The sequence below is a fragment of the Streptosporangium sp. H13245 genome (assembly GCF_055690525.1).
This window is the reverse complement of sequence record NZ_JBSZKT010000051.1, coordinates 14606-38501: the sequence shown is the minus strand read 5'-3', so window position 1 is coordinate 38501 and position 23896 is coordinate 14606. Positions and strand designations below refer to the sequence as shown.

General features: G+C 72.3%; 16 protein-coding genes. 11 read left to right on the top strand and 5 right to left on the bottom strand.

Annotated elements, in window-relative coordinates; all coding sequences use genetic code 11:
* Window positions 1-157: 157 nt before the first annotated feature.
* Window positions 158-1117 carry a phosphotransferase family protein gene (locus ACW9TB_RS37000; protein WP_472752777.1) on the top strand — a complete coding sequence of 320 codons (960 nt, stop codon included), beginning with the start codon at window positions 158-160 and terminating at the stop codon, window positions 1115-1117.
* A gap of 74 nt (window positions 1118-1191) precedes the next feature.
* Here ACW9TB_RS37000 and ACW9TB_RS36995 read toward each other — a convergent pair whose 3' ends face one another.
* The 3 genes from ACW9TB_RS36995 to ACW9TB_RS36985 form a co-directional block, all read right to left on the bottom strand.
* Window positions 1192-5076, bottom strand: a complete 3885-nt coding sequence (locus ACW9TB_RS36995) for a DUF4153 domain-containing protein (protein WP_472752776.1) — start codon at window positions 5074-5076, stop codon at window positions 1192-1194.
* A gap of 360 nt (window positions 5077-5436) precedes the next feature.
* The gene (locus tag ACW9TB_RS36990) at window positions 5437-6126 is read right to left on the bottom strand and encodes a response regulator transcription factor (protein ID WP_472752775.1); all 690 of its coding nucleotides are present in this window, start codon (window positions 6124-6126) and stop codon (window positions 5437-5439) included.
* Between the two features lie 80 nt (window positions 6127-6206).
* Window positions 6207-7199, bottom strand: a complete 993-nt coding sequence (locus tag ACW9TB_RS36985) for a helix-turn-helix transcriptional regulator (RefSeq protein ID WP_472752774.1) — start codon at window positions 7197-7199, stop codon at window positions 6207-6209.
* Between the two features lie 74 nt (window positions 7200-7273).
* Between ACW9TB_RS36985 and ACW9TB_RS36980 the strand changes: the two genes are divergently transcribed.
* The 3 genes from ACW9TB_RS36980 to ACW9TB_RS36970 all read left to right on the top strand — a co-directional run bounded on the left by ACW9TB_RS36980 (window position 7274) and on the right by ACW9TB_RS36970 (window position 10126).
* Entirely contained in the window at window positions 7274-8356 is a 1083-nt protein-coding gene (locus ACW9TB_RS36980) for an ATP-binding cassette domain-containing protein (RefSeq protein ID WP_472752790.1), read from the top strand.
* The gene (locus ACW9TB_RS36975) at window positions 8353-9102 is read left to right on the top strand and encodes an ABC transporter permease (protein WP_472752773.1); all 750 of its coding nucleotides are present in this window, start codon (window positions 8353-8355) and stop codon (window positions 9100-9102) included. Before ACW9TB_RS36980 ends, ACW9TB_RS36975 begins: the two co-directional genes overlap by 4 nt.
* 175 nt (window positions 9103-9277) lie before the next feature.
* Entirely contained in the window at window positions 9278-10126 is an 849-nt protein-coding gene (locus ACW9TB_RS36970) for an arylamine N-acetyltransferase family protein (RefSeq protein WP_472752772.1), read from the top strand.
* A gap of 23 nt (window positions 10127-10149) precedes the next feature.
* Here the strand turns inward: ACW9TB_RS36970 and ACW9TB_RS36965 are convergent, their stop codons facing one another.
* On the bottom strand, window positions 10150-11775 hold the full coding sequence (locus tag ACW9TB_RS36965; protein ID WP_472752771.1) for a class I adenylate-forming enzyme family protein: 1626 nt from the start codon (window positions 11773-11775) through the stop codon (window positions 10150-10152).
* A 144-nt stretch (window positions 11776-11919) separates the two neighbouring features.
* Here ACW9TB_RS36965 and ACW9TB_RS36960 point away from each other — a divergent pair, with 144 nt between their 5' ends.
* The 4 genes from ACW9TB_RS36960 to ACW9TB_RS36945 all read left to right on the top strand — a co-directional run bounded on the left by ACW9TB_RS36960 (window position 11920) and on the right by ACW9TB_RS36945 (window position 18888).
* Window positions 11920-13488 carry a serine/threonine-protein kinase gene (locus tag ACW9TB_RS36960; protein WP_472752770.1) on the top strand — a complete coding sequence of 523 codons (1569 nt, stop codon included), beginning with the start codon at window positions 11920-11922 and terminating at the stop codon, window positions 13486-13488.
* Window positions 13485-15719 (top strand): serine/threonine-protein kinase, encoded by a 2235-nt coding sequence (locus ACW9TB_RS36955; protein ID WP_472752769.1) that lies wholly within the window; start codon window positions 13485-13487, stop codon window positions 15717-15719. Before ACW9TB_RS36960 ends, ACW9TB_RS36955 begins: the two co-directional genes overlap by 4 nt.
* Complete coding sequence (locus tag ACW9TB_RS36950) at window positions 15712-17247, top strand: serine/threonine-protein kinase (protein WP_472752768.1); 1536 nt, start codon at window positions 15712-15714, stop codon at window positions 17245-17247. Before ACW9TB_RS36955 ends, ACW9TB_RS36950 begins: the two co-directional genes overlap by 8 nt.
* A 321-nt stretch (window positions 17248-17568) precedes the next feature.
* Window positions 17569-18888, top strand: coding sequence for a protein kinase family protein (locus tag ACW9TB_RS36945; protein WP_472752767.1), 1320 nt, complete (start codon window positions 17569-17571; stop codon window positions 18886-18888).
* A gap of 101 nt (window positions 18889-18989) precedes the next feature.
* Here ACW9TB_RS36945 and ACW9TB_RS36940 read toward each other — a convergent pair whose 3' ends face one another.
* Window positions 18990-19910: a winged helix-turn-helix transcriptional regulator gene (locus ACW9TB_RS36940; RefSeq protein ID WP_472752766.1), complete on the bottom strand. Its 921-nt coding sequence runs from the start codon at window positions 19908-19910 to the stop codon at window positions 18990-18992.
* Between the two features lie 184 nt (window positions 19911-20094).
* On the opposite strand from ACW9TB_RS36940, the gene ACW9TB_RS36935 reads away from it, so the two are divergent.
* From ACW9TB_RS36935 to ACW9TB_RS36925, 3 genes are read left to right on the top strand one after another with little or no spacing between them, the layout of a single operon-like run.
* Complete coding sequence (locus tag ACW9TB_RS36935) at window positions 20095-21546, top strand: carotenoid oxygenase family protein (protein ID WP_472752765.1); 1452 nt, start codon at window positions 20095-20097, stop codon at window positions 21544-21546.
* A 52-nt stretch (window positions 21547-21598) separates the two neighbouring features.
* Window positions 21599-22768 carry an acetyl-CoA C-acyltransferase gene (locus tag ACW9TB_RS36930; protein WP_472752764.1) on the top strand — a complete coding sequence of 390 codons (1170 nt, stop codon included), beginning with the start codon at window positions 21599-21601 and terminating at the stop codon, window positions 22766-22768.
* Window positions 22765-23823, top strand: a complete 1059-nt coding sequence (locus ACW9TB_RS36925) for an LLM class F420-dependent oxidoreductase (RefSeq protein ID WP_472752763.1) — start codon at window positions 22765-22767, stop codon at window positions 23821-23823. Before ACW9TB_RS36930 ends, ACW9TB_RS36925 begins: the two co-directional genes overlap by 4 nt.
* The last annotated feature ends 73 nt before the right edge of the window (window positions 23824-23896 follow it).

The following is a 23896-nucleotide window of genomic DNA, read 5'->3' as shown; positions in this document are numbered from 1 at the left end:
ACACCGGACAGCGACGGCCGATACGGTGAACCCGTGCTCCCACACGCCACAGAAGGGCGAGCTACCGGCGCCGAGCAGGGATGAAAACGAGGCAATGCCTCGTCCTGCCCGGCGAGACGACGTTGCCGACGACCCATCCCAACGTACGGGGCCTTCCATGTCATTCGATCACCTCGGCGACCCGCCCCTCGGCTCCACCGCCGTACGTCCCTCCTGGGAGCGACTCCCCGCGCTACTGCGCGACTTCGTCACCGCTCACCTCGGTTCCACCGTCGTCACGGCGGAGGTCCAGAGTGGCGGTTTCACACCGGGAGTCGCGGCACGCCTCGGCCTCGCCCGCGACCGGGTGTTCGTCAAGGCCATTCCCGAGGATCACGTCCTCGCCGCCAAGTACCGCACCGAGGCCGAGACCTCCGGGCGACTCCCCGGCAACGCGCCGACCCCGCGTCTGCGCTGGCACGGCACGGCGACCGGATGGGTCATCTTGATTTTCGACGACATAGACGGCCGTCACCCCGATCTGGCACCCGGCTCGCCGGACGTGCCGCTCGTCGCCTCGACGCTCTCCGACATGGCGGCCCTGCTGACCCCGAACCCGCTGACCGGCCTTCCATCGGCCTCCATGAGCCGGGCCCGCCTGCTGCACGGATGGCGCGACCTGGCCCTCTCCCCTCCTGCGGATCTGGGCGACTGGGAACGGCGCCACCTGGAAGCGCTCGCCGACCTCGAAGGGCTATGGACGTCCTACGCGGACGGCGCCACGCTGGTCCACGGAGACATCCGGCCCGACAATCTGCTCATTACCGGCACCACCGCGATCGTCGTGGACTGGGCACAGCCCTGCCAGAGCACCGCCTGGCAGGACACCACCGACCTGGTCCCTCACCTGGTCATGGCCGGGCACTCCCCCGGGGCCGCGGAGAAAGCCCTCACCGGGCTCCCGGTCTGGGATCCCGTCCCCGCAGAGGTGATCACCAGCTACGCGGCGGCGTTCGCCGGATACTGGACTCGTATGAGCAGGCAGCCCGCCCCACCGGGTGTCCCCCACCTGCGTGGCTACCAACGCCGGGCCGCCAAGGCCGCCATCGCGTGGACGATGCACCGCACCGGCTGGTAGCTCTTCCGGCCGACGGAAGGCCCGGGATTCGAACCCGCCAGACCGGTCGCCCGGCCCGGCGGGTTCGAGACTACTCAGTCCTGGTCAGGGATCTCCAGGCGGGAGGGTGTCTGCGGGCATGAGGCTCCCCTGTCGACCGGGTGCCGTTCCAGCAGGTTCCTCGCCTCGCGGCGGGCCAGGTTCCAGCCGTTCCACGGGTCGGGCCCGGCGAGTTCGTTGGCCGCGACCACGTCTCTCAGGACGCAGCTGCGGGCCGGTTCCGGCAGCCTGTCCAGGGCGGGCACGGCCTCCGCGCCGAGGTCGCCGAGGTAGTCGAGGTCGACCCGCTCCATGCCCCGTACGGCGATCTGGGTCTCCGCGACCCGCAGGTCGGGGTTCCAGACCGCGAACGCCAGCAGGGAGGCGCTCGTCATGATGACGAGGGTCCTGGGCAGCCAGCGCGCGTGCCCACGCCCGGTGAGCCGGGCCGCGCCCGCGGCGAGGACCAACGCGAAGACCCCGCCCAGCCACAGCACCGTCGCCGACACCGAGGCCCGCAGCCGGGAGAGCCCGTAGGCGTCGGCGTACAGGTCAAGGCGGTGCAGCGCGGAGAACAGGATCACCAGGGTCAGCACGCAGAGCAGGCCGAGCAGACCGGCCATCAGCCAGCGGTCGGCCCCCTTGAGCTCCAGCGTCCCCGAGGCGACCGCCACGATGGCCAGGACGAACACGCTGACGACGACGAGCTGGAAGAACCCGGAGCGCGCGTACTCGGCGTAGGTCAGCCCGGTGGCGGACAGCACCCACCGGGTACCGCCGAACAGCACGGTCAGCTGCATTCCCACGAACGTGGCGAACAGCAGGTTGAGCGCCGTCAGCGGGGTCACCCAGAGGCTTCGGCCGACCGTGACCTTCAGTTCGGGAGCCTTCGGCTCGGCCACGGGCCGCAGCCCGACCAGTACCGAGGAGGCGACCACGGCCGCGAAGACGACGAAGAGGAGGATCCGCAGCGGCAGCGACTCGGCCCATTCCTGCGCGCTGAACACCTGCCGTACGGCCTCGGCGAAGACCGCGTCCGCCGACGCGAACAGCGCCCCGAACACCGCCAGCAGCACGACGGTCAGCCCGCCCCCCAGCAGCAGGGGCATCACGCGGCGACGGGACGCGAGGCCCTTCAGCCTCGCCCCGAGGAACCACGGCACCGGCAGGAGGCCCAGGATCACCGACGCGCCGCCCCTGAGCACCCCGAGCCAGCCGCGCCCGGCCCCCGACAGAGCGAGCGCGGCCGTCAGGAACCCGGCCAGCAGCAGCATCGCGACCAGCCAATCCGCGTCCCTGAACATCACCGTCGCGACCAGCCCGTAGGCGATCGCCCCCATCCCCGCCGACCACGGGGTGATCCTCCTGCGTACCGAGGGGATCGCCGCGATCCCCATCGCCGCGGACACCAGCACGAGCCCCAGCCCGGCCCTGCTGTACGGCACCGCGACCGCGGCGAGCAGCCCGACGGCGGCCGACACCGGCAGCACCCACCGGGGCGTGTCCGGCAGGTCGGGCCGGGGAAAGATCGGCGGCGCCTCGTATCCGCCGGGAGCCCCGGGACCTTTCCCTCTGCCCTGCCGGGAAGACGCGCCCGTTGTCCCTTCCCTGACACCCGTCGGCCGTGTCTCGCCTTCCCGCTGCGAAGCTCCCTGACCAGGTACGGTGGCGTGCCGCGCGGCGGGCCCCCGTGCCGGAGGCCGGTGCGGGAGCGGTTCGGCGGAGGCCAGGAAATCGTTGGTGGGCGTGGTGGCGCCGATGACCGTGCCGACGAACGCGCCGATGGTGAAGATGACCGTGCCAACGAACGCGCCCAGCAGGGGGTCGATGCTCGCGAGGCCGATACCCACGATCGCGGCGCACACCAGCCCCGCGACGCCGCCGAGGAAGACTCCGACGAACGCCCCGGGCCAGTTCCGCATCGCGACCGGCTTCTGACGCGCACCCCTACGCCGGGCGAGAACGGGCTGCGGGGGGTACGGCTGCGGGGAGGGTCGTACGGGAGGAGGGGCTGCGGCGGGGACGGCGGCTCCGGGAAGGGCCGCTCCAGGGACGGCGGCTTCGGAATCGGGGGAGGCGGGATCCGGGGAGGCGGGCACCTGCCCGGACGTCACGCCGCGCCCGGGTCCGCTTATAGCCGTGGCCGGGTCGGGGGTATCGGGCGCCTCGCCGGTGTCACGAGATTCGGACGCCTGAACGGGTCCGGCGGCCTGAACGGGTTCGGCGGCCTGAACGGGTTCGGCGGCCTGAGCGGGCTCGATGGTCTGAGCGGTACGGGCGGGTGCGGCAGTTTGAGCGGGTCCGGTGGTCTGGGCGGGTGCGACAGCGGGCTCGATGGTCTGCGCGAGTTCGGTGGTCTGGGCGTGTCCGGCCGGTCCGCCGGGGCTGGAACCCGAACCGGGCACCGAACCCATTCCCGAGCCCGTCACCGAACCGGGCACCGGGCCCATTCCCGAACCGGTCACCGGGCCCATTCCCGAGCTGGTCACCGAATCCACTGCCGAACCGGTACTCGTTGCCGAACCGGTCATCGAACCCACTGCCGAGCCCGTCACCGGACCCACCGTCGAACCGGGCACCGGGCTGGTCACCGATCCGGACGTGGAAGCGGAAGCGGTCGCCGCGATCTCTCGTGACCGGGACGCCTGCCCGGCCCCGACCGTCTCACGGACCTCGGGCACCCGGCCGGTTTCCGCCGCTTCACCCCGTTCCAGCCGTTCGACGGCCCCGGATGCCCGACCGGCTCCCACCGGTTCGCCGGACGCGGAGCCCCCGGAGACCACAGCGGCCTCGCGATGTCCGGACGGCGTACCGGCCGTGAGCGGGACGGAAGGCGTGGAAGCCACGAGATCCACGGAATCCACGGGGGCTTCGCTCGGAGGGGCCTGTCCCGGGGCGACGGCGTCCGCCTCCGGGGGCAGGGGGCCCTGGGCGGGGAGAGGGGGGTTCATCTCGATCCTTTCCGGAAGGTCGGCCACGACATGGCAGCCGACACCGTCGTCAAAGTGGATGGAGCCGCCGTGGAGTTCGACGATCTCCTTGGTGATGGCCAGGCCCAGCCCGGCGCCGCCGTCGTCGGCGGCCCGGCCCGCGTCCAGGCGCGAGAAGCGTTCGAACGCCCGTGCCCGGTCCTCGGCCGCGATCCCCGGCCCCTGGTCGCTCACCCGCAGCCGGACTCCCTCTCCGCTGGCCGTCGCCGCCAGCACCACCACCCCACCGGCCGGGCTGTGCCGTACCGCGTTGTCCAGCAGGTTGGCGAGGACCTGCGCGAGCAGGTCGGGATCGGCGCGCACGCCCAGCCCCTCCGGGACCTCACAGCGCGCCACCACGCCCTCCCTGGCCAGTACGGCCTCCCGCAGGGCCTGCTCGCACAGCTGGCGCAGCTCGACGTCCTCACGCTCGATCAGCCGGGCCCCGGACTCCAGGCGGGACAGGTCGAGCAACTGCGCGACCAGGCGGCCCAGCCGCTCGGTCTGGGCGAGCGCGGTACCGAGGGTGACGGGATCGGGATCGGAGACCCCGTCGACCACGTTCTCCAGCACCGCGCGGAGCGCGGTGATCGGCGTGCGGAGCTCGTGGCTGACGTTGGCCACCAGCTCGCGTCGCTGCCGGTCCACCTCGCCCAGGTCGGCGGCCATCGCGTTGAAGGCGCGGGCCAGCTCGCCGACCTCGTCACGGGAGGACGCGGTGACCCGCAGGCCGTAATAGCCCTTGGCGACGGTCTGCGCGGCGGCGGCCATCTCGCGCAGCGGCTTGGTCATCCCCCGCGCGAGCAACTGCATCATGATCAGCGCGAACACCATGGCCACCGCGACGCGCACGTCGCGTGAGTAACCGGCGTTGATGCCGACCTCGTTGACGACGAACGCCGTCACCACGGCCAGCAGGATCACCATTCCGAGCTTTATCTTGATCCGGCCCAGGAAGTCGAGAGGTCTCAATGGTCGGCGCGTCCCGGTCTTGGAGGGGAAGTACACACGAGTGTCTGAGTGACGAAAAGGACAGTCGGTTCTCGTCAGGACACGAATGCCGTCTGAGGGGCCCGCGAAAGCCCGGGTTCGCGCCGCTGTCACGGCGTACGTTCACGGTCGTACGCGAGCGCGCCCCCGTGGCACCGCCGAGATGCGCGTTCGCGGTCATGCGCGGGCACCACGCGTCCACCGGCACGGCGTTCACGGCCGTACGCGAGCGCGCGTCCGTCGGCGTACCAGGGCACCCCTTCACGGTCGCGTCCACCGGCCCAGAACACTCGCATACGGCCGTACGCGAGGACACGTCCACCGGCGTACCGGGGCACCCCTTCACGGTTTGACCAGGGCGTAGCCGACGCCGTGGACGGTACGGACGACGCCGGGGCCGAGTTTGCGGCGCAGGGCCCGTACGTGGCTGTCGACCGTGCGGGTGGCGGCGGCCTCGGAGAAGCCCCAGATGTCGGCCAGCAGCCGCTCGCGCTCGAAGACCTGGCCGGGGCGCTCGGCGAGGCGGCAGAGCAGGTCGAACTCGGTCCTGGTCAGCTGGGCCTCGGTGCCCCGCACGTAGACGCGGCGCTCGGCGGTGTCGATCTCGATGTCGGCGAGGCGGATGACCGTGTCGGTCACGGCCAGCTGGGAGGCCCGCTCGACCCGGCGCAGCAGGGCGTGCACCCGGGCGACCAGCTCGCGCATGCTGAACGGCTTGGCCATGTAGTCGTCGGCCCCGACCCCCAGCCCCACGAGAAGGTCGGTCTCCTCTCCCAGCGCGGTGAGCATGAGCACCGGTACCGGCCTGGCCGCCTGCATCCTCCGGCACACCTCCAGCCCGTCGAGGCCGGGCAGCAACCGGTCGAGCACCACCACGTCGGGTCCCGTCCTCGCGTAGGCGGCCAGTGCCGCCTGCCCGTCCCCGACGACCTGCACGTCAAAGCCCTCGGCGGCCAGCCTGTGGCGTACGGCCCGCGCGATCGTCTCGTCGTCCTCGACCACGAGGACACGTCGTTGCTGAGGGGTTGCCATGCCCGGCAGCGTAGACCGGAGCCGTGCAGAAGACCTGTGGCGAATTGTGAAGGTTCTGCGCACTCGGCGGGCCAAAACACCTACCGGACGGGGTCCTCTCGCGTGCGAGGACCTTCTCCGGCGCCCGCGCGGGTGAGCCGTTCGCCGGTGGCGCGCAGGTAGTCCCGGAACTCCTCCGGCTGGACCACCTCGAACTCGGCGTCCAGCGCGGCGAGGACCAGGAGCGGCCACTCCATCCCGTCGGCGTTCATCAGCAACCGGCACGACCCGTCGTCGACGGCCTCGACCGCTCCTCCCAGGGGTGACGCGACCCGCTCGACGTCGGCGGCCGTCGCCCGTACGACGACCACGATCTGGTACTGCGTCGGCATCGACGTGATGCTGTCGCGGACGAACGCCCCCGCGTCGCCTCCGGGCAGCTCGCGCGGGCGAAACCGGGCGCCGGTCGACTCCGCTCCGGCCAGCCGGTCGACGCGGAAGGTGCGCCAGCCGTGGCGTTCGACGTCCCAGGCGACGAGATACCAGCGGCGCCCCAGGGACACGAGGCGGTGCGGCTCGACCAGCCGGGTCGTCCGGTCGCCGTCGCGCGCCGTGTACTCGAACCGCAACCGCTCGTCGTCCCGGCACGCCTGGGCGATCGCCGTCAGGGCGAGCGAGTCGACCGTGGGCCCCCCGCCGACGACGGCGGGCACGGTGTAGGCACGCAGCGCGTCGACCCTCCGCCGCAACCGGGGCGGCATCACCTGTATCACCTTGGTCAGCGCCCGTACCGACGTCTCCTCGATACCGGCCACGGCGCCCCCGGCCGCCGTCCGCAGCCCGACGGCGATGGCCACCGCCTCCTCGTCGTCGAGCAGCAGGGGCGGCATGACGGCACCGGTCTGGAGCTGGTAGCCGCCCGCGGCACCCCGGTTGGCGTTGACCGGATACCCCAGTTCGCGCAGCCTGTCGACGTCGCGCCGCAGCGTCCGGTCGCTCACGTTCAGCCGGTCGGCCAGCTCACCGCCCGGCCAGTAGCGATGGGTCTGCAACAGGGACAGCAACCGCAGCATCCGCGCACTCGTGTTCGCCATGAATCCAGATTCCCGTCCATTCCGGCCAGAAAGTGGCCGGAACGAATTTTAGCGTGGTCCCCATGAACAGCACGATGATCCGCACGAGCGTGCTGACCAGGCACTTCACTGTCGGGAAAGATACGGTCGAGGCGGTACGCGGCCTCGACCTGCACGTCGCCTCCGGCGAGATGGTGGCACTGCTGGGCCCCAACGGGGCAGGCAAGTCGACCACCCTGCGGATGCTCACCACGCTGCTCCCCCCGACCTCGGGCAGCGCGGAGGTCGCCGGATACGACGTGACGACCGGCCAGCGCGGCGTGCGCGGCCGGATCGGCTACATCGGCCAGGGCAACGGGGCCGCGCACAGCCAGCAGGGCCGCGACGAGCTGATCAGCCAGGGCCGCGCGTACGGGCTCGGCGCCCGCGCGTCACGCGACCGGGCGGCCGAGCTGATCGCCTCCCTGGACCTGGAGGGCGTCGCCGACCGGGTCGTGTCGTCGCTGTCCGGTGGCCAGCGGCGGCGGCTGGACATCGCGATGGGCCTGATCCACGCCCCCGGCCTGCTGTTCCTGGACGAGCCCTCCACCGGCCTCGACCCGCAGAACCGGGCCAACCTCCAGGAGCACATCCGCGCGCTGCGCGCCGAGCACGGCACCACGATCGTCCTGACCACCCACTACCTCGACGAGGCCGACCAGCTGGCCGAGCGGGTCGTCGTGATCGACCACGGGAGGATCATCGCCGACGACACCCCGGCACGGCTCAAGGCCGACCACGCGGGCGACCGCGTCACCCTGACGTTCGGTGGCGAGCAGGAGGCCCGCCGGGCCGTCACCGGGCCGCTGGGCGTCGTGGCGGGCGCCCGGGTCGAGCGGACCGGCGCGCGGGTCGTGATCGAGGTGGCCGATGGCGTCCGGCTCGCGCCGAAGCTGCTGCGTGGCCTGGACGACGCGCTCATCGAGGTGACCGGGGTCGAGGTCACCCGCCCCACCCTCGACGACGTCTTCCTCAACCTGACCGGCCGCAGCCTTCGCGAGGACGGCGTCGCCGGACCCGAGACCCCGGAATCCGGAACCGGGAACCCCGTCACCACAGACCCCGGAACCACGAAACCCGGCACCACGAAGCCCGCCGCCGGGTCCGGCGTCACGACCGCCAAGGAGAACGCGGCATGAGCGGCACCACCATGGTCACCGACACCGTCACCGTCCTCAGCCGCGAGCTGCGTCCCGTGCTGCGCAACCCGTTCTCCGTGATCTTCACGATGGTGCAGCCGCTGTTCTTCCTGGCGCTGTTCGCGCCCCTGCTCCCGGCCGTGGAGGGCGGGTCCGCGCTGCAGTGGTTCGTTCCCGGCGTCGTGGTGATGTCCTGCCTGTTCGGCACCTCCGCCACCGGGGCGAACCTGCTGGTCGAGATCCAGTCCGGATCGCACGAGCGGATGCTCGTCTCCCCGCTGCGCAGGCCCGCCCTGATCGTCGGGCGCGCCCTGAAGGAGATCGTGCCGACGCTCGCCCAGACGGTGGTCGTCGTCGCCGTCACCGTCCCGTTCGGGTTCCGCCCGCACCTCGCGGGAACCCTCCTCGGCCTGCTGGTCATCGCCGTCTTCTGCGTGGGCCTCGGCGCGCTGTCCTACACGCTGGCGCTGGCGTCCAAGAACAGCGAGTGGATGTTCTGGGGGGTCCAGCAGACCCTGCTCTTCCCGCTGATGCTGCTCGCCGGGATGCTGCTGCCCATCAGCGACGCCCCGGGCTGGTTGCGGGTGCTCTCGCGGCTCAACCCGCTCACGTACGTCGTGGACGCCGAGCGCGCCCTGTTCAACGGCGAGATCGTCTCGGCGGCCACCGGCGGCGGCGTGATCGCGGCCGTGGTGGTGGCCGTGCTGGGGCTGCTCGTCGGCACCCGGGCCATGCGCCGCGCCTGAGCCCACCGGACGCGCCGCGCCCCGGCACACCCGCCGGGGCGCGGCGGGGCGCGGCGGGCGTTCACCACCTTCACCGGTCATTCCCTGCCATTCCCGCGTTCCCGTGCGGGCACGTGTCCGAGAAAGCGCACGTCCGGCCCTAGGTACGCGCCCAGCTCGGCGTTACCGTGACAGGGTGATCGATGTCACCGCGTACCTCCGCAGGATCGGCGTCAAAATCGACGGGCCCCCGAGCGCGGAGTCACTGCGCCTGCTGCACCGGGCACACGCGGAGCGCGTGCCGTACGAGTGCATGGAGATCTGGCTGGGCCGCCCGACGACCGTCGACCCCGTGGAGTCCGCGGCGCGGATCGTCCGGGGCCGGGGTGGCTACTGCTACCACCTGAACGGGGCCTTCTCCGTGCTGCTGAAGGCGCTCGGCTACCGGGTGACCCGGCACCTCGGCGGGGTGCAGGGCCGCACCGGGGGCCCGCCGAACGTGGACGGCGGCCACCTCGTGCTCACGGTCTCCGGACTGCCCGGTCCGGGCAATCCCGGCGGAGAGTGGCTGGTCGACCAGGGCCTGGGCGACGCGATCCACGACCCGCTCCCGCTCGTCGAGGGCACCTACCGGCAGGGGCCCTTCACCTACGGCCTGCGTCCCTCCGAGGTGGAGCCCGGCGGGTGGCGGTTCGACCACGACCCGCGCGGCGACTTCCTCGGCATGGACTTCCGCGCCGCCCCGGCCGAGATGCGGGAGTTCGCCGCGATGCACGAGTTCTTCTCCACCTCGCCCGAGTCGGGCTTCGTCCGCGTGGCCACGGTCCAGCGGCGCGACGCGAGCGGTGTCGACGTCATGCGGGGCCTGGTCCTGACCCGTCTCGGCGACCGCGAGCACACCCTGACCGCGCGGACCGAACGCGACTACTTCGAGATGCTGGCCGACGTCTTCGGCCTGTCCCTGCCCGACGTCACCCTCGCGGAACGCGCCAAGCTCTGGCAGCGGCTGTGGATCGCCCACGAGAAGTGGGCCGCCTCCCGCTGACCCTTGCACCCCGGTCTCGGGCCTCAGCCGCCCGTCGCCGCCGACTCCTTCAGCTCCCGCTTGAGGATCTTGCCCAGCGGGTTGCGGGGCAGCGCCTCGACGAGCCTCAGGCGTTCGGGGAGCTTGTACGAGGCGATGCCCAGGCCCCGCAGATGGTCCACGACCGAGGCGAGGTCCACGCTCTGGCCCGGCTTGGGGACGACGACGACGCAGACCCGTTCGCCGAGGACCTCGTCGGCGTAGCCGACCACCGCCACCTCGGCCACCGCCGGGTGCCCGGAGACCAGCGCCTCCAGCTCGGCGGGGGCGATGTTCATCCCGCCCCGGATGATCAGGTCCTTGGCCCGGTCGACGTAGCGCAGGTACTGCCCCTGGTCACCGGCGATCTCGAACACGTCGCCGGTCCTCAGGTAGCCGTCCCCGTCGAACGGGTCGGCCGCGGCCGTGCCCGGCAGGTAGCCGGAGAAGACGGTCGGCCCCGACAGGTGTAGCTCGCCGGGGATCCCGGCCTCGACGATCTCGTTGCCGAGGGGGTCGACCAGCTTGGTCCTGGTCGCGCCGAGGGTACCGGGCCAGGTGGTCCCCGGAGCGTCCGGCCGGGGGAAGAACCGGGCCCTGTCCTCGGGGTCGGGCATGCGCACCGGGTCGGAGAGGAGCGCGACGCCCTCGTTGGAACCGAAGAAGTTGATGATCGCGATGCCGTACCGGTCCTGCCAGCCCTTCACCATCGGCGGTGGCAGCGGCGCCGAGCCCGAGCCGATCCGGGTCAGCGTGGTGAGGTCGGTCCTGGCGAGGATCGCCTCCTGCTGGAGCAGCATCGTCAGCAGCGCGGGCGGGGCCAGCGTGTAGGTGACGCCCTCGGCCGCGATCTGCCCGAGGTAGGTCGGCAGGTCGAACGGGTGGTGCTGGACGAGCACGGAGCCGGTCTTCAGCCAGGGCAGGAAGACCCCGCCGATCCCCGCCATGTTGACCATGGGGAAGGGGTTGAGGATGACGTCGTCCTCGGTGAGGCCGGGAGCCTCGGCGCAGGTGGAGGCGACCGCGAGCCAGTCGTAGTGGCACCTCGGCACGCCCTTGGGAGTGGCCTCGGTACCCGAGGTCCAGCAGATCGTGACGGGGTCGGCGGGGTGGGCCTCGTACGGGACGCCCCCCGCGTCGGAAGGAGAGGCGGTCGCGGTGTCGAGGTCGGCGCCCCAGGTGAGGGCCGGGATGTCCTCCGGCACGCGGGCGGCGGCGGTCGTCGAGGTGACGAAGATGACGACCCCGGCGAGGGCGCAGAGCTGGTTCAGCTCGTACTCGCGGTACTGCACGGGGAACGGGGTGACCACCGCGCCCAGCCTGACCACGGCGAGGAAGGTGACCGCGAGCTCCACGCTGTTGGGCAGCTGCACGGCGACCACGTCCCCGGGACCGACACCCCGGCCGCGCAGCACCCCCGCCACCCGGTCGACCTCGGCGTCCAGCTCCGACCAGGTGAGCCGCTTGATCCCACCGGGCAGCAGGTCGGCCTTGTTGGACGGGTCGGCGATCGCGAGAGCACCGGGCCGGGCGCTCACCTGAGTACGTAACAGCTGGTCGATCGTGTCTCCGGTCCACCAGCCTCCGGCGGTGTGACGGTCGATCCGCTCTTGCGTGTGCAGGCGCTTCATCGCGGCTCCAGGGGCATCGTGAGGGTGCTCGTGACACTACGAAAACAGAAGCTAGGGGTCAATGGATGGGGCGGAATCACTGTTCATTGGTTCATGTGCCGCTAAGTGACTATGTTGCTGTCCGCGATGGGATAAGCGAACGGGGTGAGCTGGATCGACACTCAAGTGCTGGCGGGCCGTTACCGCCTGCTCAACCCTCTCGCCGAGGGTGGGGCGGGCACGGTCTGGCTCGCCACCGACGAGACGCTTGGCCGCGATGTGGCGGTGAAGGAGGTACGGCTCCCGCCTGACCTCGAACCCGCCAGGCGGCAGGAGATCGTCGCCTCGGCGCTCCGCGAGGCCAACCTCGCCGCCCGGCTCAAACACCCCTCGATCGTGACCGTCCACGACGTGGTCATCGACCGGGAACGCCCCTGGCTCGTCATGGAGCTGCTGTCGGGCTCCTCCCTGGAGCAGAGCGTCCGCGACCGGAGCCCGCTGCCCGCGCACCAGGTGGCCAGGATAGGCGTGGGCATCCTCAGCGCGCTCGGCGCCGCCCACACCGCCGGGGTGGTCCACCACGACGTCAAACCGGGCAACGTCTTCCTCACCAGGACCGGCAAGGCGGTCCTCACCGACTTCGGCTTCGCGGTCGCCGAGGGCGAGGCCACCTCGGGCCGTACCGGCCACCTGGTCGGCTCGCCCAACTACATCGCGCCCGAACGGCTGCGCGGCGAGCGCGGCGGTCCCGCCTCCGACCTGTGGTCGCTCGGCGCCACGCTCTACTTCGCCGTCGAGGGGATGCCGCCGCATCCCGCGGAGAGCCCCATCGCGGCGATCAGCCGGGTGCTCACCGAGCCGCCGAGGCCGCCGGAGCGCGCGGGCGAGCTGGGCGCGCTGCTGACGCGCATGCTCGACCCGGTTCCCGAGAACCGGCCGTCCTTCGAGGCCGTCGCCCGCTCGCTGGGAGAGCTGGCCGCCGGTCGTACGGCCACCGAGACACCGGCCGCGCCGGCCGTCCCCCCGCCGTCCCCCGCCCCCGTTCCCGTACGGCCGCCCGAGCCGCGCCCGAGCCGCACGGCGCTGTGGGCAGCCGTCGAGACGGCCGGGATCGGGGTGGTCATCGCGGTCACCTTCGGGGTGACGTTCCTGCTGTCCCCGGACCCCACGGCCGCCGAGAAGCGGGTCAGGCTCAGCGAGAGTCCCGGTGCCTTCGCCACACCGGTGGACGTGTGCAAGCTCGTTCCCGGCTCCACGGCGAGGCAGTTGCTGCCCGCGCTGACGGGCGAGGGCAAGCCCACCAACGACGGCGGCTGCCAGTGGGCGACCAGCGGCCTGGGACTTGAGGTGCGTCTCTCCGGCGACGACCAGTGGGGCAAGAGCCCGAGACAGGCCCACGAGCTGTTCGTGAACCGCCGCCAGAGCGTCATACCGAGCGGGGAGAACGCCTGGAGCTGGCCGGAGATCCAGGCCGGTATCCGCTCCTCCCGCTCCACCGCGCCGACGACGGTGAAACCCGTCGGGGACGAGGCGTTCGGCTACGACGTCTACGAGAATCGCAAGACAGGCAGGCTGGAGCAGAGCTACGTGGTCATACGCGTGGACAACCTCGTCCTCGACGTCGGTTACACCGTGGTGGACGGCAGCAAGGACGGCCCGGCGATCCAGGCGGGCGCCCACACCACCGCGACGTGGATAGCGAACGCGTTGAACAAGCAGAAAGCGAGCGGATGAACCATCCAGACGTCCCTCGATCGCAGGGCAGGCACGCGGGCGGGCAGGCCGCTCCCCTCGCGCCGGGACCCGGGATCGCCGGAGCCGAGGGCCCGCCGATGCTTGAGCAGAGCTCGCTGGAACAGGTGGTCGCCCGGTTCGGGCCGATGTCCCCGCAGCAGGCCGCGGTGGTCGGGGTGGCCGTGCTGGACCAGCTCGTGGCGATGCACAGGCAGGGCATGCTCCACGGCGACGTACGGCCGAGCTCGGTGCTCCTCGGCCCGTACGACCAGATCGTCCTCGCCGGGCCGTCCCTGCCGTCCTCGCTCTTCACCTCCCCCGAGGGGGTGACCAGCCCGGCCGCCGACCTGTGGTCGCTCGGCGCGACCCTCTACACCGCCGTCGAGGGCCGTCCGCCGTCGCCCGGCGGTTCCCTGGACAACGCGGGCCCGATCGCGCCCCTGCTGTTCCACCTGCTCGCGGGCGACCCCGCCCAGCGGCCCGACCCGGTCACCCTGCGCGTCGCCCTGATCGACGTCTCCCAGTACCGTCCGGAACCCCCGCTCGCGTCACCCCCCGCCGGTACGCTCCCCACGACCCCGGGAGGGTCGTTCCCCCAGGTCGCGGGAGCCTCGTTCCCTCAAACCACGGGCCCCTCCGATCCGGGAGCCTCGTTCCCTCAGACCGGGGGCACTTTCGACCCGGGAGCCTCGTTCCCCCAAACCGCGGGACCCTCCGGCCCGGGAGCCTCGTTCCCTCAGGCCGCGGGCACTTTCGACCCGGGAGCCTCGTTCCCCCAGGTCGCGGGCCCCTCCGATCCGGGAATCTCCGGTCCCCGGCCCCCTTCCGGCTCCTTTCCTCCCTTCGCCGCCGGGGCTCCGGCGGCCTTCGGGCAGGCGTCCCTCCCGGGCCCCGGAGCACCGGGGGTGGCCACCACGACCGGCCCTGTCACCGGACCGAGCACCGGACCCACCACCGGACCGGTCACAGGACCTGCCACCGGCCCGGTCACAGGACCGACCACCGGCCCGGTCACAGGACCGGTCACCGGGCCTGTCGCCGGGCTGGAAGCGGCCAGGCCGTCGGGGCACGACGCGACCGTGCCGCCGGGGAGTCCCGGCGCCCCCGGAGCCTTTGGCCCCCCCGGAGCCCCCGGTGCTCCCGGAACCCTTGGCCCCTCCGGCGCCACCGGTGTTCCCGGAGCTCCTGGAACGCTGGAGGACGACAGGAGCGCTCCGGGCGCCGCGGCGGAGTCGACCACGCCCTTCAGGAAGACCCTGACCGAGCAGATGTCCGACATCACGTCGAGGCTCCCCCCTCAGGACGTTCCCGTCCCCCCTCAGGTCGCGCTCTCCTCCTCCCCGGGTACGCCGATCGCCTGGCAGGCCTCGCCCTCGCCCCCGCCGCCGCAGGGCGCCCCTCACCAAGGCTCCCCCCAGCAGGGCCCGTTCCAGGGATCACCCCAGCAGGGACAGCCCCTCCCCCCCGGCCCCACGCCACCCCGCCCGAGCCCGCAGGACGCCCTCACCTCGCGCGAACCGGCCCCCCTCCCCGTACCGGCACCGGAGGGCGCCTCCGTCGAACCTCCGGCGCGGACAGCGGGGGTGCTCGTACCCCGGCCCGTCGTGGCGCTGACCGGTGTGCTGCTCTTCGGCATGGCGGTCACCATCGGCGTCCTTCTCACCTCGATCGTCACCAACGCGGACGACCTCCCCACCACCGAACCCTCCGGCGCCAAGGGCCGCTTCGCCACGGCTCCCCGGGCCTGCAGCCTGCTCGACGACAATCAGGTGAACCAGGTCGTACCGGGCTTCAAGAGCTCGGAGGTCGAGCGCTCCGTCTGCAACTGGCTCAACCAGCACGACTGGCGCAAGCCCAACGTCGAGAAGTACGACCTGCGGGTCCGGTTGATCGCCCAGAAGCAGGACGGGTCCGAGGTCGTGAGGGCCAGGGAGTATCTGGCGGGCAAGAAGAAGGACCTCGTCGACAAGGGCCAGTTCACCACTCCCAAGCCGCTCCCGCCCAAGGACCTGCGGGGCGTCGGCGAGGAGGCGTTCACCTCCGGCGCGTACAACTCCATCAACCTGTACGGCGGCTCCTACAAGGCGACCGTGGTCTTCCGGATCAGCAACCTGATCGCCGAGGTCGACTACGAGCGGGGCGGCGTCAAGGAGGACTCCGACGGCAAGATCTCCGAAGGCGCGCTGAAGGTGGCCCGCTGGCTCACCGAGTCCCTGAAGACCGATGACTGATCGGGTGACGGGCCCGCTGCCCGTGCTGGCGGGCCGCTACCGGGCCGTCGAGAAGCTCGGCGCGGGCGGGATGGGCGTCGTGTGGCGTGCCCGCGACGAACTGCTCCACCGCGAGGTGGCGATCAAGGAGGTCAGGCTCGACCCGAACCTGCCCGAGGCGCAGCGCGTCGAGGCGCGGGAGCGCACCCTGCGCGAGGCGCGCGCCGCCGCCCGGCTGGGACACCCGTCCATCGTGGCCGTACACGACGTCGTCGCGCAGGACGGCCGCCCGTGGATCGTGATGGACCTGGTCAAGGGCCGTTCGCTGGAACAGGCGGTCCAGGCGGAGGGGCCGCTCCCGCCACGGCGGGTGGCCGTGATCGGCCTGGCCGTGCTGGACGCGCTGGCCCTCGCGCACAGCCGGGGCATCGTGCACCGCGACGTGAAACCGGCCAACATCATGCTCGCCGGGGACGGCGGGGTGCTGCTGACCGACTTCGGCATCGCCACCCTGGAGGGGGACGTCCAGCTCACCTCGCCGGACGCGCTGATCGGCTCCCCCGGGTACATGGCCCCCGAGCGACTGCGCGGCACCGACGACGGCCCGGCCACCGACCTGTGGTCGCTGGCCGCGACCCTGTACACGGCCGTCGAGGGCCGGAGTCCCTTCCGCCGCGAAACCTCGGCCGCGACCATCGGCGCGATCCTCACCCAGGAGGCGCCCCCGCCCCGCCGGGCGGGGGACCTGGCTCCGGTGCTCATGACGGCGCTGGCCAAGGATCCCCGGCAGCGCCCGGGAGAGTCGGGGCTGCGCGCGGCCCTGCGGCAGATCTCCCAGGGACTGCCCGCGGGACCGCTCTCCCCCGTCTCGTCCCTCTCCTCGCAGGAGACCGTGCCCGGGAGGCAGGCGGCCTCGCGCCGCCGTACCGGCCTGGTCGCCGGGGCCGCGCTGGCCGCGGTGGCGCTGGCGGTGACCGGGGCGGTGGTGCTGATGACGGCGGCGAGCGACCCCGAGACGCCCGCGACCCCGTCGCCCACGGCCGGTACCGGTGCCGGGCGGTTCGCCGCCGTACCCGACGCCTGCTCGCTGCTGTCCGACGCCCGGAGCCGGGCCGTGGTGCCCGGTTCGACCCCCGAGCCCGGGGCGACCGCGTCACCGGAGGAGGGGTCCTCCTGCGACTGGGGCGGCCCGACGGACGTGCGCTGGTTGCGGGTCTCGCTGACCCGCAAGGCACCCGTGAGGGCGAAGGCCGCCCCGGAGGTGGCCCACGAGTTCTTCGCCTCCGAACGCACCAGGACCACCGCCGACCGGGGGGAGGGCCTCCTGGGCACGACCGGTGCCGTCAGGAACGCCCGGGTGGGCGCGGAGGGCTTCGCCTACGAGGTGATCGCGCTGGATCGGATCCACTCCACGGTCCGGTTCCGGATCAGCAACCTGCTGGTCGAGGTCAACGTGTCGCAGAAGGGCGAACGCCCGGACGCCGAGCTGCGCGAACGGGTCCTTCGCGCCGCCCGCCAGGTCGCCGAGAAGCTGAACAGCAGTGACTGACCGCCCCCGCCCCGTGTCTCCGGTGTCTCCTGTGTCCCCCGCGGCCGCTCCCCGGCGACCGGTCCGCTCCGGCGCCACCGCCCCCGGACAACCGGCACACACCAGCGCCGCCCCCGGACACCCCACACACCTCGGCACCGCCGCCCCCGGACACCCCACGCACTCCAACACCGCCACATCCGGGCGACCAGCACACCTCAACGCCATCGCCCCCGGACAAACCGCACACTCCAGCGCCGTACACAAGCCATCCACACACCTCGGCACCACCGCACCCGGACAAACCGCACGCTCCGGCACTGCCGCATCCAAAGGACCGGGATGACCGACCCGAACCTGCTGGCCGGTCGCTACCGGCTGCTGGAGCGCCGTGACCGGGCCGGGACCTCCTGGCGTTCCCGCGACGAGTTGCTCCAGCGCGACGTCACGATCACCGGGATACCGCTCCCGCCACCCGGCCCGCACCGCGACGGGCTGCTCGGCCGGATCCGTGCCGCGGCGGACTTCAGGCACCCGAACGTCATCGCCCTGCACGACGTCGTCTCCTTCCCCGACCGGGTGTGGCTGATCCTGGAGTCGGTCGAGGGCCGCTCGGTGCTGCAGACCGTCCGTGCCGAAGGACCGCTCACCTCCGAGCGGACGGCCGAGGTCGGGCTGCGCGTACTGGACGCGCAGACCGCCGCCCAGGAGCGGGGCGTTCGGCTTCTGGCCGGTCCGGAGAGCGTGCTTCTCACCCCGGACGACAGGGTCGTGATCACCGGCTTCGCCGTCTTCGACGCCACCGACGAGCTGCGCGACCTGGGCGCCATCCTGTTCACCGCCGTCGAGGGACAGGCGCCGGGCACCGGCCCGCACCCGGCGGACGGCACCGCCCCGGCCCCCGGAGACATCAGCGGGCCCCACCCCCTCTCGGGGAGCTCCGGTACGACGGGCTCAGGCCCGCTGGCCCCGCTGCTGGAGGGCCTGCTGGCGGCCGACCCCGCCCATCGCCCGGACGCCGCCACGGCCCGCACGATCCTGCGGGGGCTCGCCCCCCGCCCCGCCAGGCCGCGCCGTACCCGCCTGCTCCTCGTGGCCGCCGCGCTGACCCTGCTGGCCGGTGGCGGTACGGCGTTCTGGCTCTGGTCCCGTCCCGCGCCCCAGCCGCAGCGCGCGGCTCCGGCGCCGCTGCCCACCTTCTTCGCGAAGGCTCCCGACCCGTGTTCCCTGATTTCCGGGGAGCAGGCCGGTCGCCTCTACCTCGCGTCCTCCCCGTTGAAGAAGAAGACGGCCTGCACGTGGTTGGAGGCGGACAGGAACGCGCCCGGCAGCCTCAGGAACACGCTGGAGATCACCATCGTCCGCGAGCCGGAGGCGGCGCTCGCGCACGCGACCTACCTGCGCCTGCGCTCAAGGGACGTGAAGGACTCGCGGGTCGTGAGCGCTCCGGCGGACGTGCCGGGTCTCGGCGACGAGGCCTACGTCTACCAGCTCAGCAACGGCCATTCGAGCGTCAACTCGGTGGTCGTCCTCCGTACGGGGAACATCGTGACAGCGCTGCAGTACCACCGGTTCACCGTTCCGGACACCGACGGCAGGGGCCGCGCCGGAGCGCTCCGGGCGGCCCACTGGGCGGTCGACTCGCTCCGCGGCCGGAAGTGAGCCCCGGGCCGCCGTCACCCGGGCAGAACAAAGCCGTCACCCGGGTAGGCAAAGCCCTCACTCGGACAGAAAGAAGCCTTCACCCGGACAGGACGAAGCCCTCACTCGGGTAGGACAAAACGGACCTCGCGCCGCTGGAGCGGTCGACCGCACGCCCGGCACAGCAGGACCGGCTGGAAGGTGGCGCCGCAGAGCGCGTGGGTGATCGACAGGGCCGAGCCCTCGGGGGCGGGCAGCTCGCGCTGGGCCCAGTCGACCAGGAAGGCGAAGACCTCGAAGAAGGCGAGCCCCTTGTCGGTGAGCCGGTACGAGCCGTCGGGCCGGGCGTCGAAGACACCCAGCTCGACGAAGCGGCGCAGCCGGTCGGTGAGCACCGAGGGCGCGATGCCGAGACCGGACTGGAAGTCGACGAAGCGGCGGATGCCGAGGAACGCCCCGGCCAGGACGCTGGTGCTCCACCGGTCGCCGAGGATCTCCATCGACGCCGGGCAGTAGCCGATCAGGTCGGGCGGGGCGTCGGAGCGGACCGTGCGGCGGTGCCGCCGAGGCGGGCCGATCCGGGAGAACGTGGCCAGCGGGCCGGGCTCGGTCCGGGTGTCGCGGGCACTCATCGGCTCCAGGCAGGAACCGCACCCGAGGTACGGCTTGGCGTCCTGGCCGCACTGCTCGTGCAGCAGCGGCGGGAGCCGTCCCGGGGCGACCCAGTCGCGCTCCCACGCCTGGATGGCCACCAGCAGGGCCCACAGCTGGAGCCCGCGCCCTGTCAGCCGGTACTCGTAGCGGGTGCGGCCGTTGCGGTACGCCGACAGCTCGAAGACGCCGTGGCCGACCAGTTCCCTCAGCCTGGCGGCGAGGACCGACTCGGAGATGCCCAGCGCGTCGTGCCATCCGGCGAAGGTCCGGATCCGCAGCAGGAAGGCCCGCTGCAGGATCAGCAGCACCCACCGGTCTCCCAGGATCGCCAGCGCCTGCCCGATCGCACTGAGCCCGGCTTCCGACGGCTCCCGCCCAGTGCCGTCCACAGCCTGTCCTCCAGATGGTCGCGTGGTCGTCCCCGCCTCCGGCGGGCGTGGTCATCCCGTTCCCGGCGAAACCGCCAAACTACCAACCCGGCGCCGTCCGGGCAGCACGGTCCCCCCTCCGGTCGCACCGCTGGCGGGGAACGGCCATTGACGACCTGACTTCTTTTATCATAGCGTCCGGAGTATGGCGGAACCTGTGATGGTCATGGACGAGTCGGGCGAGCCGAATCCGTACCTGCTGGGCGTCTACGCGCCGGTCCAGGACGAGATAACGGCCGAGAACCTCAAGGTCGTCGGCGAGATCCCCAAGGACCTCAACGGCGTCTACCTGCGCAACGGCCCCAACGCGCGCTTCCCCATGAAGGGGCGCTACCACTGGTTCGACGGCGACGGCATGGTGCACGCGATGCACTTCGAGAACGGCAGGGCCCGTTACCGCAACCGCTACGTCAGGACCAGGGCGTTCGAGGCGGAGTCGGCCGCCGGGCACTCCCTGTGGACCGGCGTGATGGAGAACCCGAAGGGCAACCCGTTCGGCAACACCCGCGGGCTCGGCCTCAAGGACTCCGCCAACACCGACGTGATCTTCCACCGCGGCCAGGTCCTCACCACGTGGTACCTGTGCGGCTCCCCGTACGGCATGGACCCCCTCAGCCTGGAGACGCTCGGCGCCGAGACCTTCCTCGACACGCTGACCGGCGACTTCATGGCCCACCCCAAGGTCGACGAGCGGACCGGGGAGCTGTTCTGGTTCGACTACGGGCCCCGCAGGCCGTACCTGCGCTACGGGGTGGTCGGCGCGGGCGGTCAGGTCGAGCACTGCGTGGAGCTGGAGCTGCCGGGGGCGCGGCTGCCGCACGACATGGCGATCACCGAGAACCACGCGATCCTGATGGACCTGCCGCTCTACCAGGACATGGACGCCGCCCGTCAGGGCCGCTACAAGCTGACGTTCAACCGGGAGCTGCCCTCGCGCTTCGGGGTCATCCCGCGGCGCGGGCAGGCGCACGAGATCCGCTGGTTCGACGCGAAACCCTGCTACATCTACCACGTCGTCAACTCCTGGGAGGAGAACGGGGAGATCGTCCTGGACGTCTGCCGGGTGAGCCGTCCCGCGCCCGCGGGGAGCGGCAGCCCGCTGGCCCGCATGATCTCCTACCTCAAGCTCGACGCGCGGATGTACCGCTACCGCTTCGACCTGCGCACCGGCCGCACGTCCGAGGGCTTCGTGGACGAGGACCACAACACCGAGTTCCCCTCGGTGGACGCCCGGCTGACGGGCCTGCGCTCGCGCTACGCCTACAACGTGTCGGTCAAGGACGCCGCGACCAACCTCTTCGACGGGCTGGTCCGCTACGACAACGTGACGGGCGCCAAGGAGACGTACTACTACGGCGAGCACCGCTACGGCAGCGAGGCCCCCTTCGCGCCGCGCGACGGCGCGACCGGCGAGGAGGACGGCTACCTCGTCAGCTTCGTCACCGACGAGCGCGAGGGCACCTCCGAGGTCCAGATCCTGCACGCGGCGAACCTGGGCGCGGGGCCGGTCGCCCGCGTCATCCTGCCCCAGCGGGTGCCGCTCGGCTTCCACGCCACCTGGGTACGCGCGGACCAGCTGCGGGACCCGGCCGCGTGAGGCCCGCGAAGGAGTCCACGGAAGAGCACGACATCCGGCAGGAGCGGAGCAGATGACGACATACATCTACGAGACGGTCAGGACCCCACGCGGCAAGGCCAGGCCCGGCGGAGGGCTCGCGGACGTGACGCCGCTGGCCATGCTGGAGAGGCTCCTGGACGCCCTGCGCGAGCGGACGGGCGTCGAGCGGGCGGACGACATGATCGTCGGCTGCGCCTCGCAGAACGCCGACCAGGGCGGCAACCTGGCCAGGACCTCGGCGCTCACCGCGGGCTTCGACACGCCCGGCATGACCGTCAACCGCTACTGCACCTCGGGCATCGACGCGGTCCGTACGGCCTTCGCGCTCGTGGAGTCCGGGCAGAGCGGCACCGTGGTCGCCGGAGGGGTCGAGTCGGTCTCCCGGGTGCCGATGTTCTCCGACGGCGGGCCGCTGTGGGCCGACCCCGCGACGGTGGACAGGGCCGGGTCGATCCACATGGGCACCGCGGCGGACCTCGTCGCGACCGTCGAGGGCTTCGAACGCGAGGAGCTCGACGCGTACGGCCTGCGCACCCAGACCCTGGCCGCCGAGGCGTGGGCCGCCGGGCGCTACGACCGCTCGCTGGTGCCGGTCAACGACCTGCGGCGCGACGAGCACGTCCGGCCGGGCGTGACCCTGGAGGCGCTCGCCGCGATGGGACCCGCCTTCGCCGGTCAGGACGACCAGGACGCCATCGTCCGCAGGCACCGTCCCGAGGTCGGCGAGCTGCGCCACCTGCACACCAGGGGTACCTCCCCCAGCCTGTGCGACGCGGCGGGCCTGCTCCTGGTGGGTTCCGAGGCGACCGGCGCGGAGCTGGGCCTGCGGCCCAGGGCCAGGATCGTGGCCACCGCGACCGCCTCCGTCGACCCGGTCACCATGCTCACCGCGGGCCAGCTCGCGGTCGAACGGGTCATCGCCGGGGCCGGTCTCACCCCCGACGACGTCGAGGTCTACGAGTTCGCCGAGGCGTTCGCCGCCCTGTGCCTGAAGTTCCAGCGGGACCTGAAGGTCAGCGAGGACCGCTTCAACGTCAACGGCGGCACCATCGCCATGGGCCACGCCTTCGGCGCCACCGGGGCCATCCTCGTCACCGCCTGCGCGGACGAGCTCGAACGCCGCGGCGCCCGGTACGGCGTCGCCGCGGTGAGCGGGGCCGCGGGCAGCGGTTCCGCCGTGCTGCTGGAGCGGGTCGCGTGAGGCTGGGCGTCTCCCTCGGACTCTGGCAGGACCGGCCCGCCGAGGAGGCCCTGCTGACCGCGAGGGCGGCCGACGCGCTGGGCTACGACGAGCTGTGGGTGGGCGAGATGGCCACCTACGACGCCTTCGCGCTGGCCACCGCGATCGGGCTGTCCACCGGCCGGATCGGGCTCACCGTCGGGCCGCTGGCGGTGGCCGTACGGGACCCCATGACGATCGCGATGGGGGTGGCGTCGGTGGCCGCCCTCGTCGGGAGGCCGGTGAACGTGGCGGTCGGCACGTCGAGCCCGCTCGTCGTCGAGGAGTGGCACGGCAGGTCACGGGCGCGGTCGGCGGCCGTGCTGCGGGAGGCGGTACGGGCGCTCAGGCCGCTTCTCGATGGCGAAAAATCCGATTTTTCGGGTGAAATCGTTAAAAGTCGTGGCTATCGGCTCCGGCTTCCGGCGCCCCGCGCCGAGCTGACCGTGGCCGCCTTCGGCGCCTCCGCCGTACGGACCGCCGCGACGGCCGACCGGATGGTGCTCAACCTGATCACCCCCGGCTCCGCCGCCCGCCTGACCGCCGATCTCCGCACGGCGGCCCAGGCTCAGGAGCAGGACCAGAGCCGAAGCCAGGACCCGAACCAGGGCCAAGCCCAGTCGCGGAGCCAAAGCCAGGACCCGGCCCCGGCAGCGGCCCCCTCCTCCGAGGTAAAGGCGGCACCGAGGGTGGCGGCCTGGGTGACGGCCGCGATCGACCCGGGGCGCGAGGCGGTCGACCGGATACGACGCGCCGTCGTGGGCTATCTCGCCGCGCCCGGATACGGCGAGATGTTCGTCGAGGCCGGATTCGGGGACGTGGTCGCGTTCGCCAGGACCCGCCCGCACCCCCGCGAGCTGCTGGCCGCCGTCCCCGACGGCCTGCTGGAGTCGGTCGCCCTGCTCGGTGACGTGGACGCGGCCCGCGAGCGCCTGCGCGCGTACGCCGACGCGGGCGTGGACGAGGTGGCCCTGGTCCCGGTCGGCACGGACGCCGACCCCGGCGGCGTGGCGACGCTCAAGGCGCTGGCCGGATAGTCAAATCACGATATATCTCGGTTGGAACCATGGCGGTAGGTCCACACGTTGGACCGGCGACGCACAATGAACT